Origin of the sequence: Anaeromyxobacter sp. SG17, assembly GCF_022690695.1 — a bacterium.
Classification (GTDB): Bacteria; Myxococcota; Myxococcia; order Myxococcales; family Anaeromyxobacteraceae; genus Anaeromyxobacter; species Anaeromyxobacter soli.
The window spans coordinates 1-14721 of record NZ_JALCYX010000024.1; the positions used below are offsets into that span (position 1 = coordinate 1).

Here is a 14721-nt window from a genome sequence, read left to right on the forward strand (position 1 = left end):
ACCCCGCCGCCGTCCCGGCCGCGGCGCTCCACGCCGGGCTCGCCGCCGTCGCGCGCCTCTCGCTCCTTCCGGCCGTCGGCGCCTTCGCGGCGGCCGCCATCGCCGGCGCGCTGCAGGCGGGCTTCACCTTCGCGCCGGGCGCGCTCGCGCCCCGGGCCGAGCGCGTGAGCCCGATGGCGGGGCTGCGCCGCCTGCTCTCGCCGGCGAGCCTGCTCGCCGTCCCGCTCGGGCTCGCCAAGGGGGCGGTCCTGCTCGCCATCGCCCTGGCGTGGCTCCGCGCGGCCGCGCCGGCGCTCGCGGGCCTCTCCCGCCTCGACGCGCGCGCGCTCTGGGGCGCGACGCCGCTCCTCCTCGGGCTCGCCGTGCGGCTCGGGGTCGCCTACGCGCTCCTCGGGCTCGCCGATCTCGCGCTCGCGCGCTTCCGCCACCGGCGCGCGCTCCGCATGACGCGGGACGAGGTCCGCCGCGAGCACAAGGAGGACGAGGGCGACCCCGCGCACCTGTCGGAGCGCCGCCGCCTGCACCGCGCGCTGCTCGAGGCCGGCGCGGTCTCGCGGGCGACGGTCGTCGTCGTGAACCCGACCCACGTCGCGGTGGCGCTGCGCCACGATCGCGACGGCGAGGCCGCGCCCCGGCTCGTCGCGAAGGGCACCGGGCTCGCCGCCGCCCGCATCCGGTCCGCGGCGCGGCGCGCGGGCGTGCCGATCGTTCGCGACGTGCCGCTCGCGCGCGCGCTCCACCGCCTCGCCGAGGTCGGCGACGAGATCCCGGAGGAGCTCTACGAGGCCGCCGCCGCGGTCCTCGCCCACCTGTACGGCCACACGGAGACGCCATGACCCGCCTGCACTCGATCCTCACCCGCGTCCGCGGCGCCGGCGACGCCGCCTTCGCCGTCGCGGTCCTCGCCGTCGTGGTCCTGCTCGTCGCGCCCGTCCCGCCCGCGGCGCTCGACGCGCTCCTCGCCCTGAACCTCGCGGTGGCGGCGACGATCCTCGTCGTGACGCTCTTCGCGCGGGACGCGCTCGGGTTCGCGAGCTTCCCGACCCTCCTGCTCCTCACGACCCTGTTCCGCCTGGCGCTCAACGTCTCGTCGACGCGCCTCGTCCTCTCGCGCGGGGACGCCGGGCGCGTCATCGAGGCGTTCGGGCGGGTGGTCGTGCAGGGCAACTACGTCGTGGGCGCCGTCGTCTTCGCCATCCTCACGCTCGTGCAGCTCCTCGTCGTCGCCAAGGGCGCGGAGCGCGTGGCGGAGGTCGCGGCGCGCTTCACGCTCGACGCGCTCCCCGGCAAGCAGATGGCGATCGACGCGGACGTGCGCGCCGGCGCGATCGACGCGGGCGAGGCGCGCCGGCGGCGCCGGGCGCTCGAGCGGGAGAGCCAGCTGTACGGCGCGATGGACGGCGCGCTCAAGTTCGTGAAGGGCGACGCCATCGCGGGCGTCGCGATCGTCCTCGTGAACGTGACCGGCGGGCTCGTGGCGGGCGCGCTCCGCGGGATGGACGTCGGTGCGGCGGCGCGCCGGTACGCCCTCCTCGCCATCGGCGACGGCCTCGTCTCGCAGCTCCCCGCGCTCCTCGTGGCGGTCTCGGCCGGGGTCGCCGTCACGCGGGTGGCCGCCGAGGACGAGGGCGGCTCGCTCGGCGGCGAGATCGGCCGGCAGCTCGCGGCCGAGCCGGCGGCGCTCGGGACGGTGTCTGCCCTCCTCGCGGCCCTCGCGCTCGCCCCCGGCCTCCCGGCGGCGCCTTTCGCGGCGCTCTCCGCCGCCGCGGCGGGCGGTGCGTTCCAGCTCGCCCGCCGGCGCGCGCGGCGCTCCGCCGCCGTCCCCGCCGAGGCGGCCGCGGGCCCCGCCGATCCCTTCGCCGCGCCCGCGCCGGTCGTCCTCGAGCTCGCCGACGACCTCGTGGCGGCCGCGCGCGCGGAAGATGGGCGGACGATGCGCGAGGCGCTCGCGGCGCTCCGCGACCAGCTCTGGCGCGAGCTCGGGGTGCAGGTCCCCGGCGTGGTCCTGCGTCCCGCCCCGCTCCCGCGCGCGGGCTGGTCGCTCCTCGTCGACGACGTTCCGGTCGCGTCGGGCTCCGCTCCCGAGGGCGAGCTCCTCGCGCTCGTGGCGCCCGAGGAGCTCGCGCTCGTCGGCGTCGGGGCGACGGCGGCGACGGACCCCGCGAGCGGCCGCCCCGCGGCGCTCGTCGCCGCCGCGGACGCCGCCCGCGCGTCCGCGCTCGGGCCGGTGCTCGGCCACCTCGAGCGGATCGTCGCCGAGGCGGGCGGAGCGCTGCGCGGCGCGGCGCATCACCTCGTCGGCGTGCAGGAGGCGCAGGCGCTCCTCGACGCGCTCGAGCCCACCGCGCCCGCGCTCGTCCGCGAGGCGGGCCGCCAGCTCCCGCCCGCGCTCCTCGCCGAGGTCCTGCGCCGGCTCGTCGAGGAGGGCGTGTCCATCCGGCCGCTGCGGACGATCCTGGAGGCGATGCTCGAGGCCGGCGGGCCCGCGCGCGGCGCGGCAGCGCTCGCCGAGGCGTGCCGCCGATCGCTCCGGCGCCACATCGCGCATCGCTTCGGCCGGGGTGGCCCGCTCGCCGCGCTGCTCGTCGATCCCGCCGCCGAGCGCGCGATCCGCGAGGCCCTCGCCGGTGAGGCGCTCGCCCTCGACCCCTCCGACGCGCGCGCGCTGCTCGACGCGCTGGACGCGGAGACACGCGGCGGCGCCGAAGCGCCCGTGATCCTTGCGAGTGCGGACGTCCGGCGGGCTTTGCGCGGACTCGTTGCGCCGCGCTTTCCGCAGGTCGCGGTGCTCACCTTCGACGAGCTCCCGCCCGAGCAAGAGGTCCGTCCGGTGGGGCGGCTCGCCCTCGCGGCCTGAGCGGAGCGATCCCAAAAACGCGCCGGGCCGCGGCAGGTTGGCCGCGGCCCGCGAGCTTGCCACCGGGAGAGCGCCGAGCTTCAGGCGCCGGCGGCAACCGGCGGGGTGCCGTCGTCGTTGCCCTCGTCCTCGTCGTCGGGCTCGAGCGGCTTCGCGAGCGCCTCCGGGCGGTTCACGCGATCCCGGAGCTCCTTGCCGGTGCGGAACAGGATCCCGCGCTTCGGCTTCACCGGAATCACCTCTCCGGTCTTGGGGTTACGGCCCTGGTACCCGTCGTAGTGCTTCACGTGGAAGGCGCCGAGGCCGCGGATCTCGATGTTCTCTCCGCGACAGAGCGCGTCCTTCATCGAGTCGAAGATCGTCTCGATCGTGGACTCCGCTTGCTTCTGCGTGACGCCGCGCTTGACCACGAGGATGTTGATGAGATCCGACTTCAGCATCGGCACTCCGGACGAAAGCTGAGGGCCCGCAAGGCTCGGCAAGCCCCTCGAGGTTGAGGGGAGCCTAGCCGAAGCCTCCGAAATCAGCAAGGGTTCCAACGGCATGCGCAGTTCTGCGCACTGGAGCGGCGCGAATCGCGCCCCTGACTACGCGCGCCGCGCCGGCAGCTCGCCCGCTTCCCCGGGGGGAGCAGCCGGCGCCGGCAAGGCCTGCGCGGCGGGCTTTTGTTCGCACAGCGCGCGGAAATCCACTGCGGCCAGGCGCTCCTCCGCCCGCTCCTCGATCTCGCGGACGATCCCCGCCACCGGCCCCCGGGAGTGGGGGAGGTCGGACGAGCGCCCCACGATGGCCCGGCGCACGTCGAGCAACGTCAGCCGCTCGAGCGGCCTCGACGGGACGAGCCCCCCATCCGTGAGGGAGACGACGAGCCCCGCGTTCCTGAGCGCCGCGAGGACCTCCCCGGCCTCCTCGGCGCCCGAGCCGAGCCTGCTCGCCACGTCGCCCGCGTCGGGCGCGGGCTCTCCCCGGTCGAACGCCCTCGCGATCTGGAGCATGGCCTGCCCCGCGAGGATCTCCTTGCCGGTCGGCGACGACGGCTGCGGAGCCCCGTGGATGAGCGCGGTCGCGTACTGGATCACGAACGCGAGGCGCGCGCCGAAGAGGAGGATCGTCCAGGAGACGAACAGCCAGAAGATGAAGATCGGGATCGCCGCCACGGAGCCGTAGATCGCGTGGTACCGGACGATGCCGCCGATCCCGAGCGCGTAACCCCACTTGGCGAGCTCCCAGGCGACGCCCGCGGCCAGGCCGGCGATCACGGCCGACTTGATGCGGACCTTCGTGTAGGGGACGAGGAGGTAGATGAGCGAGAAGAACGTGCAGGTGAGGAGGGCACCGCCCGCGACCGCGAGCGCGCGGAAGCCGCTGCTCGCGAGGAACGCGCGGCCGGTGGCGGCGAGCGTGAGCGAGCCCGCGAGCAGGAGCGGCCCGAGGGTGATCCCCATCCAGTAGATCACCGCCTGCTGCGCGATCGGGCGCCGGCGCTGCACGCCCCAGATGTCGTTCAGCGCGGCGTCGACGTTCGTGAAGAGGGAGATCGCCGACCAGACGAGGAGCGCGCCGCCCACGATCCCGGCGCTCGTCGCGTGCGCGTTGGTCACGAAGCGCTGGAGGTACGGCTCGAGCGTGTCTCGCGCGCCGACGGCCAGGTTGGAGATCAGGAACTCGTGGACGAGCTCGGAGATCTTCTCCATCCCGGTGAAGGCCTGGACCACCGAGAAGGCGACGACGAGGGCCGGGACGAGCGCGAACAGCGTGATGTACGTGAGCGCCATGGCCCGCAGGCGCACGGCGTCGCTGTCGAGGACCCGCAGGGCGGTCCCGACGGCGCTCCAGCCGGCCCGGAGGAGGCGGACCACGCGCTCCCGCGTCTCCGCCGGGCCGGTCATCCTCGTCAGCGCTCCTCGCCGCCAGAGCCGCCGGCGCTGCCCGCGGCGTCCGACGGCGCCGAGGCCTGCGGCTCCTCCGGCGCCCGGCCGCGCCCGCCGCGATCGCCGCCGCGGTCGCGATCACCGCCGCGATCCCCGCCGCGGTCCCGGCCGCGCCCGCGCTCGCGCTCCCGCTCGCGGGGCTGATCCCCGCGCTGCTGGCGGCCGTAGATGTCGAACTGCTCCTGGTGATACCCGGACTGCGCCTTCACCTCGATGGTCTTGTTGAAGCGATCCATGAGGTAGCGGAGCTCCTCGCGCTCCGCGCCCTGCAGGATGCGCGCGACCTCGGGGTGGGCGTTCACCACGAGCACGGGCTCGGGGAAGTGAACCGCCTCGCGGCGGATCTCCCGGAAGATCTCGTACGCGATCGTGATCTTCGACTTGATGTGCCCCTTGCCCTCGCAGTAGCTGCAGGGCTCGTTCATCACGCGCGTGACCGACTCGCGCACGCGCTTGCGCGTCATCTCGACGAGCCCGAGCTCGGAGATCTTGAGGACGTTGGTCTTCGCCTTGTCCCGCCCCAGCGCGTCCTGCAAGGCCTTGAAGACCTTGTCGCGGTTCTGGGGTTTGTCCATGTCGATGAAGTCGATGATGATGATGCCGCCGATGTTCCGCAGGCGGAGCTGGTAGACGATCTCCTTCGCGGCCTCGACGTTGATCTTGGTGATCGTCTCCTCGAGGTTCTTCTTGCCGACGTAGCGGCCCGAGTTGACGTCGATGGCGGTGAGCGCCTCCGCCTGGTCCATGATGATGTAGCCGCCGCTCTTCAGCCAGACCTTGCGCTGGCTCGCGCGCTTCAGCTCCTGCTCGATGCCGTACGCGTCGAAGATCGGCTCCTCGCCGCGGTAGTACTCGATCTGGCTCTCGAGGTGCGGCGCCTGCTCGTGCACGAAGCGGAGGATCCGCTCGTACTCGTCGCGATCGTCGATGACGAGCTTGCCGACGTCGGCGGTGAAGAGGTCGCGCGTCGCGCGGAGGATGAGGTCGAGGTCGCCGTGGAGGAGCGCCGGCGCGGAGACCTTGTCCTTCGTGCGGATGATCTCGTTCCAGACCTGGATGAGGAAGCGGATGTCGGCCTCGAGCTTCGCCGCCTCCACGTTCTCCGCCACGGTGCGGACGATGAAGCCGGTCCCGTCCGGCCGCATGCGATCGACGATGTCGCGCAGCCGGCGCCGCTCGGAGTCCTTCTCGATGCGGCGCGAGATGCCGATGTGATCGACCGTGGGCATGAACACGAGGTGACGCCCGGGCAGCGAGATGTGGCTCGTGATGCGCGCGCCCTTCGTCCCGATCGGATCCTTCGCGACCTGGACGATCACCTCCTGGCCCTCCTTCAGGAGGTCCTGGATGTTCTTCGGCTCCTTGGAGCGCTTCTCGCGGTCGTGGCCGTTGCGGCCGCGGCCTTCGCGGCCCTCGCGGCCCTCGCGGTTCTCCCGATCCCGACCCTCGCGGCCCTCGCGGCGCCCGCGATCGTCGCGATCGCGGCGGCGCTCCCGGTCGCGGTCGCCCCTGCCTTCCCGCGGCTCGCGGTCGGACTTGGCCTCGCGCGCGTCGGCCTTCTCGCGCGGCGCCTGGATCCGGTCGGCGAGCGGGGCGGCGCCCTCGGGCGCGGCCACGACGGGCGGCGGGGTGGGCGCCGCGAGCTCGGCCGCCGGGGTCTCGGCGGGCACGTCCGCGAGGGGCGGCACGGGCAGGGGCGGCGGCTGCGGCACCGCCGCCATGCCGATCTCCTGCGTGAGCGGGATGGGCGTGAGCGGCGCCGGCGGCGCGTCGATGGCGCTGCTCGCGACGTCGGGGACCTCCGCGGCCGCCGGGGCCGCCTCGGTGGGCTCCGGCGTGAGCGGAGCGGCGACCGCCTCCGCGGAGGCGCGCGCCGCCTCGTCGGTCCCGGCGGCCGGCTCGCCGATGGCGAGCGGCGCCTCCTCGGCGATGGGCACCGGCGTGGCGGCCGGCGGCTCGGAGGACACGGCGCGCGCGCGCGCCTCCTCCGCCTCCGCCTCCTGCTCGGTGGGCACCTCCGGCACCTCGACGCGGTGCTCGCCCTCGGTGAGCTCGAACTCCTCCGAGAACTCGGGGTCGCCGTAGACGTCCCCGACGTACAGGAACGCGGCCTTGTCGAGCCCGATGTCGACGAAGGCGGCCTGCATGCCCGGGAGCACGCGAACCACCCTGCCCTTGTAGATGTTGCCGACGATCCCCTTCTCGCGCTTTCGCTCGAGGTAGTACTCGTGGATGGTGTTGTTCTCGACGAGGGCGACGCGAGTCTCCGCGCCGGCCGCGTTGATCACGAGGATGCTGTTGCCCGCCATGGCGATGGTCCTCTCTCGCCCCGGGAAGGCGCGGGGAGAGCGAGGCCCGTCATCACGATGGGCCGCGACCGCGAGCGTCCGGGCGGTGCCGGGCGTCTCGGATCGGCTGTCGAGCTTCCGCTCAAAGCGTCGCGCTCCTCGCGCCCGGCGGCCGCGGTTCGTCGCGGCGCTGCGGGGCGCGCTGTAGTTCAGGCGTCCAGGTAGCGAGGCGCGCGCGGCTGACGGCCAGAATCCTGACCCTCGCCCGCCCTCGCGAAGCTGACGCCTTCCTTCAAAACCTTCACTCCCCTGGGCGGCTCCCCGTCGCCGAAGATCGCCGCCAGCACCTCGGCTGGCTTCGCGCTCCCGGAGGGATCCGCCCGCAAACTGAACGCGACCGTCCCCGGGCCTTCGACGGCCAGGTGGGTCACAATTTCTTTCAAGTCTATCTCTCTTCCCTTCGTCTCCGCGACCTTCTGTCGCCGACGCCCCCGGCTCTTGGGGGGGGGCGCCCGGGTGACGACCGCCTGGTCGGCCTCCCCGAACCCCGCCACGCGATCCGAAAGGGTCACCTCATCCCAGCCATCCCCCTCGAACTCCACGCGATAATGGACGGCGCGGAGTGATTCGGAAATCGACGGCGCGCTCGCCTCCACCCGCTGGGCGTCGAGCACCTCGAGCCCCTTCGGCAGCTCCGGAGCGAGCCGGGCGGCGACCTCGGCGGGGTCGAGCTCGCCGGCCAGCTCGAGATCCATGAACTCCGCCTGGCTCTCGACGCCCACGGCGAGCGCCGGGCCGAACGAGACGCGCGGCTTCGGGTGGAAGCCCTGCGAGTAGACGACCGGGAGCCCCGCGCGGCGGATGGCGCGCAGGAGGGTGTGCATCGTCTCGAGGTGCGAGAGCGCCACGAGCCGGCCGAGCTTCGCCCAGCGGACGCGCACCCGCGTGCGGAGCGCCGGCTCGGGCGGGCGCGGCGGCCGGGGCGGCTCGGGGACGTACTCGCTCGCCTCGTAGGTCCGGTTCTTCACGACCTCGTAGTCGCACGCGCCGCACACGCTGCACGGGGCGAGCACGCAGTCCTCCACCTCGGCGAGGTTCCGCGCCGCGGCGAGCTGCTTCGCGAGGTAGGGCTTCGTCACGCCGCAGTCGATCCGGTCCCACGGCAGGACCTCGTCGAGCCGGCGGCGGCGGTGCGCGAACCAGTCGAGGCCGACGCCGTGCTCGCGCTCGCACGCCTCGAACGCGGCGAGCCAGCGTCCCTCGTCGAACCATTCCGACCACCCGTCGAGCCGCTGGCCGCTGCGGTAGGCGGCGAGCACCGCCGTCGCCACGCGCCGGTCGCCCAGGGCGAGGGCCCCCTCGATGGACGACTGGCGCGAGTCGTGCGGCTTGAACTGGATCGCGCCGTTCCGGCCGCCGAGCGCGGCGGTGATGAGGGCCTGGCGCCGCCGGGTCTCCTCGGGCGGGATCATCGGCTCCCACTGGAACGGCGTGAAGGGCTTCGGCACGAAGGTGGAGGCGCCGAGGTGGATCGCCGCCGAGCCCTGCCCCTTCGGCAGCGCCCGGCGCGCCGTGGCGAGGCACCTCCTCGCGAGCTCCGCGATCGCGACGACGTCCTCGTCCCGCTCCTCGGGGAGCCCGATCATGAAGTAGAGCTTGAGGAGCGACCAGCCGTTCTGGAACACCGACTCGACGGCGCGGAGCAGGTCCTCCTCGCGGTTGCCCTTGTTGATGACGGCGCGCATCCGCTCCGTCGCGGCCTCGGGCGCGAGCGTGAAGCCGGTCTTCCGGATCCGCGCGATCTTCTTCGCGAGCGAGTCGTTCATCGTCTCGGTGCGCAGGGACGGCAGGCTCATCGCGATCTTCTCGCCCTCCCAGCGGGCGAGGAAGTCGTCGAGCATCCCGTTGAGCGGCGCGTAGTCGCCCGACGAGAGCGACAGGAGCCCCACCTCCTCGTAGCCGGAGGCGTCGAGCCCCGTCTCGGCGAGCCGCAGGACCTGCTTCGGGTCGCGCTGCCGGGTCGGGCGCGTGATCATGCCGACCTGGCAGAAGCGACAGCCGCGGGTGCAGCCCCGCTGCAGCTCGATGGGGAGCCGGTCGTGGATCGTCTGCATGAACGGCACGAGCGGCCGCGTGTACGCGGTCGTCGGGAGCGCGTTCAGGTCCGGCATCACCCGCCGCTCGATCTTCTCGTAGCCCGGCACGAGGGGCTCGAGCTCGACGAGCGTGCGCGTCGCGGGGTCGTAGCGGGGGCGGAACAGCGACGGGACGTACACGCCGGGGATGCGCGCGAGCCTGCGGAGCAGCTCCGCGCGCGAGGCGCCGCCGCGCCGGAACCCGCTGTCCGCGACCGCGTCGGCGATCTCGAGCGCGACCTCCTCGCCCTCGCCCACGGCGAAGCAGTCGAAGAAGTCGGCCACGGGCTCCGGGTTGAAGGCGCAGGGGCCGCCGCCCACCACGATGGGATCCCCGTCGCCGCGCTCGCGGGCGTGGAGCGGGATGCCGGCGAGGTCCAGCATCGCGAGCACGCTCGTGTAGGCGAGCTCGAACTGCAGCGTGACGCCGAGCAGGTCGAACGCGCGGACGGGCGCGCGCGACTCGAGCGTGAAGAGCGGCACGCCGCGGGCGCGGAGCATGCCCTCCATGTCGGGCCAGGGCAGGAACACCCGCTCGCAGGCGATCTCGGGCCGGTCGTTCAACAGGTGGTAGAGGAGCCGGAACCCGAGGTTGGACATGCCGACCTCGTAGGTGTCCGGGAACGCGAGCGCGAAGCGCACGCGCGCGGCGGACAGGTCCTTGGTGACGCTGCCGAACTCGCCGCCGACGTAGCGGGACGGCTTCTGCGCGGCGAGCACGAGCTCGTCGAGCGCGGACGGGAGGTTCGCGTAGGGGGTCGTCATGGTTCGCCGGGCCGCGGGTTCGAACCGCGCCTCGCCCAACGTCGTGTGGAACTCCCGGATCCGACTGACGAATCCGGCAGGGCTGGCGTTCGTAGCACACCCGCGCCGCCGGCGGCAACGCTCGAGGCGAAGGTCCGACCGGGGACGCGCCCGCCCCGACGGCGCCTCGAGAGGCCGTGAACCGATCCCCTCCCGGCGCCTCGACGCTCTCAGCGGCGGACGGCGAACGGCCCGAGGTCGCCCGCGTGCGGCCTAAAGGAGACCTGGACCCCTTCGACCCGCGCCGCCGGCGGCCCCCGCCCGCACCAGCGGACGAGCGCCTCCACCTTCGCGCGCTCGCCCTCCGCCTCCGCCTCGACGCGCCCGTCCGCCACGTTCCTCACCCAGCCGTGGATCCCCAGCCGGCGCGCCTCGTCCACGGTCGCCTGCCGGAACGAGACCCCCTGCACGTCCCCGCTCACGAGGATGTGCGCGCGAACGAGCTCGGCCATCACTCCTCCAGCATCCGCAGGAACTCCGCCTCGCCCACCACCTTGACCCCGAGCGACTGCGCCTTCTCGAGCTTCGAGCCGGCGTCCTCGCCGGCGACGACGAGATCGGTCTTGCGCGAGACGCTGCCCGACACCTTGCCGCCGCGCCGCTCGATCTCGGCCTTCGCGTCGTCGCGGCTCATGGCGGCGAGCCCGCCGGTGAGGACCACCGATCTCCCCGCGAACGGGCCGCGGGCCTCGATCGCCTCCTGCGCGGGCCTCACGCCCGCCTCGAGGAGCCGCTCCACCACGCGCCGGTTCTGCGGCTCGGCGGTCCAGGCGCGGATCTCGCGCGCGGTCTCCGGGCCGACGTCGCGCACCGCGAGGAGCTCCTCCTCGCTCGCGTCCATGAAGCGCGCGAGGTCGCCGAAGTGGCGCGCGAGCGTGGCCGCCGTCGCCTCGCCCACCTGCGGGATCCCGAGCGCGAAGAGCAGGCGGCGGAGCGTCGTGTCCTTCGAGCGCTCGAGGGCGTCGAGCATGTTCTGGGCGCTCTTCTCCGGGAGCTCGGCCTTCGCGTCCCGCTCCTCCTTGCGCGGCCGGCTGAACAGCTCCTGGAAGGCGCGGAAGGGGACGCCGTACAGATCCGCGAAGTCGCGGACGAGGCCGCGCTCGACGAGCCCGGCGGCGAGCTTGTCCCCGAGCCCGTCCACGTCCATGGCGCGGCGCTGGGCGAAGTGGGTGAGCCGCCCGACGAGCTGGGCGGGGCAGGCCGCGCCGGTGCAGCGGTAGACCTTCTCCCCCTCCTCGCGGACCACCTTCGCGCCGCAGACCGGGCACGCGGTCGGGAACGTGAACGGGCGCTCCTCCCCGGTGCGCCGCTCCTTGAGCGGCATGACGACCTCGGGGATGACCTCGCCCGCGCGGCGCACGAGGATCCAGTCTCCCTCGAGGACGTCCTTGCGCCGCATCTCGTCCTCGTTGTGCAGCGTCGCGCGGGACACCATCGCGCCGGAGAGCCGGACGGGCTCGAAGTCCACGACCGGCGTGAGGATCCCGGTGCGCCCCACCGAGGCCCAGATGCGCCGGATGCGCGTCGCCTCCTCCTGCGGCGGGTACTTGTAGGCCACCGCCCAGCGCGGGAACTTGGACGCCGCGCCGAGCCGGCGCCGCCAGTCGAGGTCGTCCACCTTCACCACGACGCCGTCCGTGTCGTACGGGAGCGCGAAGCGCCCCTGCGCCATGCGATCGCGGTAGGCCTTCACCTCCGCGATGCCGTCGCAGCGCGCGTTCGCCGGGTTCGTCTCGAAGCCAAAGCGCCCGAGCGCCTCGATCTTCTCCATGTGCGTGCGCCACGCGCCGGGCGCGGCGCGCGCGCCGCCGGGCTCCGCGCCGGGCACGAGCGCCTCGTAGGCGATGAAGGAGAGCGGACGGCGCGAGGTCACGCGCCAGTCGAGCTGGCGGAGCGACCCCGCCGCCGCGTTGCGGGGGTTCGCGAACGGCTCGCCGCCCGCGCGGAGGATCTGCCGGTTCATCGCCTCGAAGTGCTCCTTGAAGAGGAGCACCTCGCCGCGCACCTCGACGCGCGGCGGGACCTCGCCGAGGAGCCGCTCCGGGATCCCCCGGTTCGCGCCCGTGCGGCCGACCGTGCGCAGGTTCGCCGTGACGTCCTCGCCGTTCACGCCGTCGCCGCGGGTCGAGCCCTGGACGAGGCGGCCGCGCTCGTACACGAGCTCGACCGCGAGCCCGTCGAGCTTCGGCTCGGCGACGTAGCCCACCCGGACCTCCTCGCCGAGCCCGAGCAGGCGGCGCACGCGCGCGTCGAACTCGTCGAGCTCCTCGTCGGCCTGGATGTTCCCGAGCGAGAGCATGGGCTCGCGGTGGACGACCCGCTCGAACCGCTCGCTCGGCGTGCCCGACACCCGCTGGGTCGGCGAGTCGGAGGTGGCGAGCTCGGGGTGAGCCGCCTCGAGCTCGGCGAGCTCGCGCACGAGCCTGTCGTACTCGGCGTCGGAGAGGACCGGTCGATCGAGGACGTAGTAGGCGTGATCGGCGGAGAGGATCCGCGCGCGGAGCTCCGCGGCGCGGACGGCGGCGGCGTCCCTGTCGGCATCGGCCGGCATGGCGCCAGGATTACGACCGACGGGCCCCTCTTTCAATCGCTTCTTGGCGCGCGCGCCTCGCGAAGGCGCGCTCGAGGTGAACCGCGACGCCCGCGGGACTCCCGAGCCTGCCGGGGCGCCCCGGGGCGCCGCGCGGGGCGCCCTCGACCGGAGCGGGCGGCGGCCGGCCGCGCCGTTGACACCTCGGGACGGGCCGCATAGGTTTCCTGCCTCTCCTCCGGTTTCCTCACGAGACCGCACGCAGTCGCGCCGCGCGCCTCCCGACCGGGCGCCCCGCCTCCCCGAGACAGACATGCCCGCCGCCGTTCAGCCCGCCGCGTCTCCCCCGTCGAGCCTCACCGATCTCAAGCACATGAAGGTTGCGGAGCTCGCGAAGCTCGCCCGCAGCCTGGAGATCGAGGCGGCGGGGGCGATGAAGAAGCAGGACCTCATCTTCGCGATCCTCCAGGCCCAGTCGAAGGTCGCCGAGGAGAAGAAGGAGGACATGGAGGTCGGCGGCGAGGGCACGCTCGAGGTGCTCCCCGACGGCTTCGGCTTCCTGCGCAGCCCCGACTTCAGCTACCTGCCCGGTCCGGACGACATCTACGTCTCGCCCTCCCAGATCCGCCGCTTCAACCTGCGCACCGGCGACACCGTGCGCGGGACGGTGCGCCAGCCGAAGGACGGGGAGCGGTATTTCGCGCTCCTCCGGGTGGACTCGATCAACGGCGAGCAGCCCGAGGAGAACCAGTCGAAGGTCCTCTTCGACAACCTGACGCCGCTCTACCCGACCGAGCGCCTCGCGCTCGAGCACGATCCGAACGAGATGACGACCCGGGTCGTCGACCTGTTCTCGCCGATCGGCAAGGGCCAGCGCTGCCTCATCGTCTCGCCGCCGCGCGCCGGCAAGACGGTCCTCCTCCAGAACATCGCGCACGCGGTCACCACGAACCACCCCGAGTGCACCCTCATCGTGCTGCTCATCGACGAGCGGCCCGAGGAGGTGACCGACATGGAGCGGACCGTGAAGGGCGAGGTCGTCGCCTCGACCTTCGACGAGCCCGCCACGCGGCACGTGCAGGTCGCCGAGATGGTGATCGAGAAGGCGCGGCGGCTGGTCGAGCACAAGAAGGACGTGGTGATCCTGCTCGACTCGATCACCCGCCTCGCCCGCGCCTACAACTCGGTCGTCCCCCCCTCCGGCAAGATCCTCTCCGGCGGCGTCGACTCGAACGCGCTCCACAAGCCCAAGCGCTTCTTCGGCGCGGCCCGCAACATCGAGGAGGGCGGCTCGCTCACGATCATCGGCACCGCGCTCGTCGACACCGGCAGCCGCATGGACGAGGTGATCTTCGAGGAGTTCAAGGGCACCGGGAACTCCGAGATCGTGCTCGACCGCAAGATGATGGAGAAGCGGATCTTCCCCACCATGGACATCGGGAAGAGCGGCACGCGCAAGGAGGAGCTGCTCCTGCCGGCCGACTGGCTCTCGAAGATCTACATCCTGCGCCAGACCATCCTGAACGGCCTCGACAACGTCGAGGCGATGAAGTTCATCCTCGACAAGTTCCGCCAGGTGAAGAACCACGAGGAGTTCTTCAAGATGATGGTGGGCGGGGGCAAGTAGGCGCCCGAGGCGGCGCGCGCACGCCGGGGTTGACGCAACCCCCCGATCCGACTAGATCGCCCAGTTCCACATCATCATCACCGGGCCCGGACCATCGGCAGACCTGCCCGATGCAAGCGGCCCCGAGGTCACCATGAAGGAAGCGCTCCACCCCGACTACAAGCCCGCGAAGGTCACCTGCGCGTGCGGGAACGTCATCGAGACCCGCTCGACGCGCGGCGACTTCCACATCGAGATCTGCGCCCAGTGCCACCCGTTCTTCACGGGCAAGCAGAAGATCATGGACACGGCGGGCCGCATCGAGAAGTTCAAGACCCGCTACGCGGCGACGCCCGCGAAGGCCGAGGCGGCGAAGAAGGCCGAGCCCGTCAAGGCGGAGCCGGCCAAGAAGGCCGAGGCGCCGAAGGAGAACCGCGCGGCGAAGCGCGCCAAGGCGGGCAAGTCGGCGAAGCCCAAGGCCGAGGCGGCGCCCGCCGAGCCGGCCGCCGAGGCGAAGGGCGAGTAGCCCTCGAGAGCTCCGGTGCAGCGACGAGGCGGCGTCCCCCCGGG

Annotated in this window: 10 protein-coding genes; 4 read left to right on the forward strand and 6 right to left on the reverse strand. The window is 73.3% G+C overall.

All coding sequences use genetic code 11. The features are described from left to right. Positions 1-836: EscU/YscU/HrcU family type III secretion system export apparatus switch protein (locus MNY60_RS11200; protein ID WP_242360624.1), on the forward strand; the 836-nt coding region annotated here is incomplete at its 5' end. Beyond that, the gene (locus MNY60_RS11205) at positions 833-2857 is read left to right on the forward strand and encodes a flagellar biosynthesis protein FlhA (RefSeq protein ID WP_242360625.1); all 2025 of its coding nucleotides are present in this window, start codon (positions 833-835) and stop codon (positions 2855-2857) included. The genes MNY60_RS11200 and MNY60_RS11205, both read left to right, overlap by 4 nt. Before the next feature lie 80 nt (positions 2858-2937). On the opposite strand, the gene MNY60_RS11210 is transcribed toward MNY60_RS11205, so the two are convergent. The 6 genes from MNY60_RS11210 to ligA form a co-directional block, all read right to left on the reverse strand. After that, complete coding sequence (locus tag MNY60_RS11210; protein ID WP_242341495.1) at positions 2938-3297, reverse strand: HU family DNA-binding protein; 360 nt, start codon at positions 3295-3297, stop codon at positions 2938-2940. A gap of 147 nt (positions 3298-3444) precedes the next feature. Beyond that, complete coding sequence (locus tag MNY60_RS11215; RefSeq protein WP_242355889.1) at positions 3445-4746, reverse strand: YhjD/YihY/BrkB family envelope integrity protein; 1302 nt, start codon at positions 4744-4746, stop codon at positions 3445-3447. 5 nt (positions 4747-4751) lie between these two features. Next, entirely contained in the window at positions 4752-7097 is a 2346-nt protein-coding gene (locus tag MNY60_RS11220; RefSeq protein WP_242355890.1) for an Rne/Rng family ribonuclease, read from the reverse strand. A gap of 188 nt (positions 7098-7285) precedes the next feature. Further along, positions 7286-9976: a TIGR03960 family B12-binding radical SAM protein gene (locus MNY60_RS11225; protein ID WP_242355891.1), complete on the reverse strand. Its 2691-nt coding sequence runs from the start codon at positions 9974-9976 to the stop codon at positions 7286-7288. A 209-nt stretch (positions 9977-10185) separates the two neighbouring features. Further along, positions 10186-10467, reverse strand: coding sequence for an acylphosphatase (locus MNY60_RS11230; RefSeq protein WP_242360626.1), 282 nt, complete (start codon positions 10465-10467; stop codon positions 10186-10188). Next, on the reverse strand, positions 10467-12566 hold the full coding sequence (gene ligA, locus MNY60_RS11235; RefSeq protein ID WP_242355893.1) for an NAD-dependent DNA ligase LigA: 2100 nt from the start codon (positions 12564-12566) through the stop codon (positions 10467-10469). Before ligA ends, MNY60_RS11230 begins: the two co-directional genes overlap by 1 nt. Positions 12567-12858: 292 nt before the next feature. Here ligA and rho point away from each other — a divergent pair, with 292 nt between their 5' ends. Together rho and rpmE are read left to right on the forward strand one after the other, a co-directional pair. Continuing rightward, positions 12859-14172, forward strand: a complete 1314-nt coding sequence (gene rho, locus MNY60_RS11240) for a transcription termination factor Rho (protein ID WP_242339639.1) — start codon at positions 12859-12861, stop codon at positions 14170-14172. Positions 14173-14305: 133 nt separating this feature from the next. Beyond that, positions 14306-14677, forward strand: a complete 372-nt coding sequence (gene rpmE / locus MNY60_RS11245; RefSeq protein ID WP_242339637.1) for a 50S ribosomal protein L31 — start codon at positions 14306-14308, stop codon at positions 14675-14677. Positions 14678-14721: the final 44 nt, after the last annotated feature.

What these genes read in the sequence shown, in the direction of transcription:
- MNY60_RS11205 (WP_242360625.1), top strand. Translation starts at nt 833, where the DNA reads ATGACCCGCCTGCACTCGATCCTCACCCGCGTCCGCGGCGCCGGCGAC.
- MNY60_RS11210 (WP_242341495.1), bottom strand. Translation starts at nt 3,297, where the DNA reads ATGCTGAAGTCGGATCTCATCAACATCCTCGTGGTCAAGCGCGGCGTC.
- MNY60_RS11215 (WP_242355889.1), bottom strand. Translation starts at nt 4,746, where the DNA reads ATGACCGGCCCGGCGGAGACGCGGGAGCGCGTGGTCCGCCTCCTCCGG.
- MNY60_RS11220 (WP_242355890.1), bottom strand. Translation starts at nt 7,097, where the DNA reads ATGGCGGGCAACAGCATCCTCGTGATCAACGCGGCCGGCGCGGAGACT.
- MNY60_RS11225 (WP_242355891.1), bottom strand. Translation starts at nt 9,976, where the DNA reads ATGACGACCCCCTACGCGAACCTCCCGTCCGCGCTCGACGAGCTCGTG.
- MNY60_RS11230 (WP_242360626.1), bottom strand. Translation starts at nt 10,467, where the DNA reads ATGGCCGAGCTCGTTCGCGCGCACATCCTCGTGAGCGGGGACGTGCAG.
- ligA (WP_242355893.1), bottom strand. Translation starts at nt 12,566, where the DNA reads ATGCCGGCCGATGCCGACAGGGACGCCGCCGCCGTCCGCGCCGCGGAG.
- rho (WP_242339639.1), top strand. Translation starts at nt 12,859, where the DNA reads ATGCCCGCCGCCGTTCAGCCCGCCGCGTCTCCCCCGTCGAGCCTCACC.
- rpmE (WP_242339637.1), top strand. Translation starts at nt 14,306, where the DNA reads ATGAAGGAAGCGCTCCACCCCGACTACAAGCCCGCGAAGGTCACCTGC.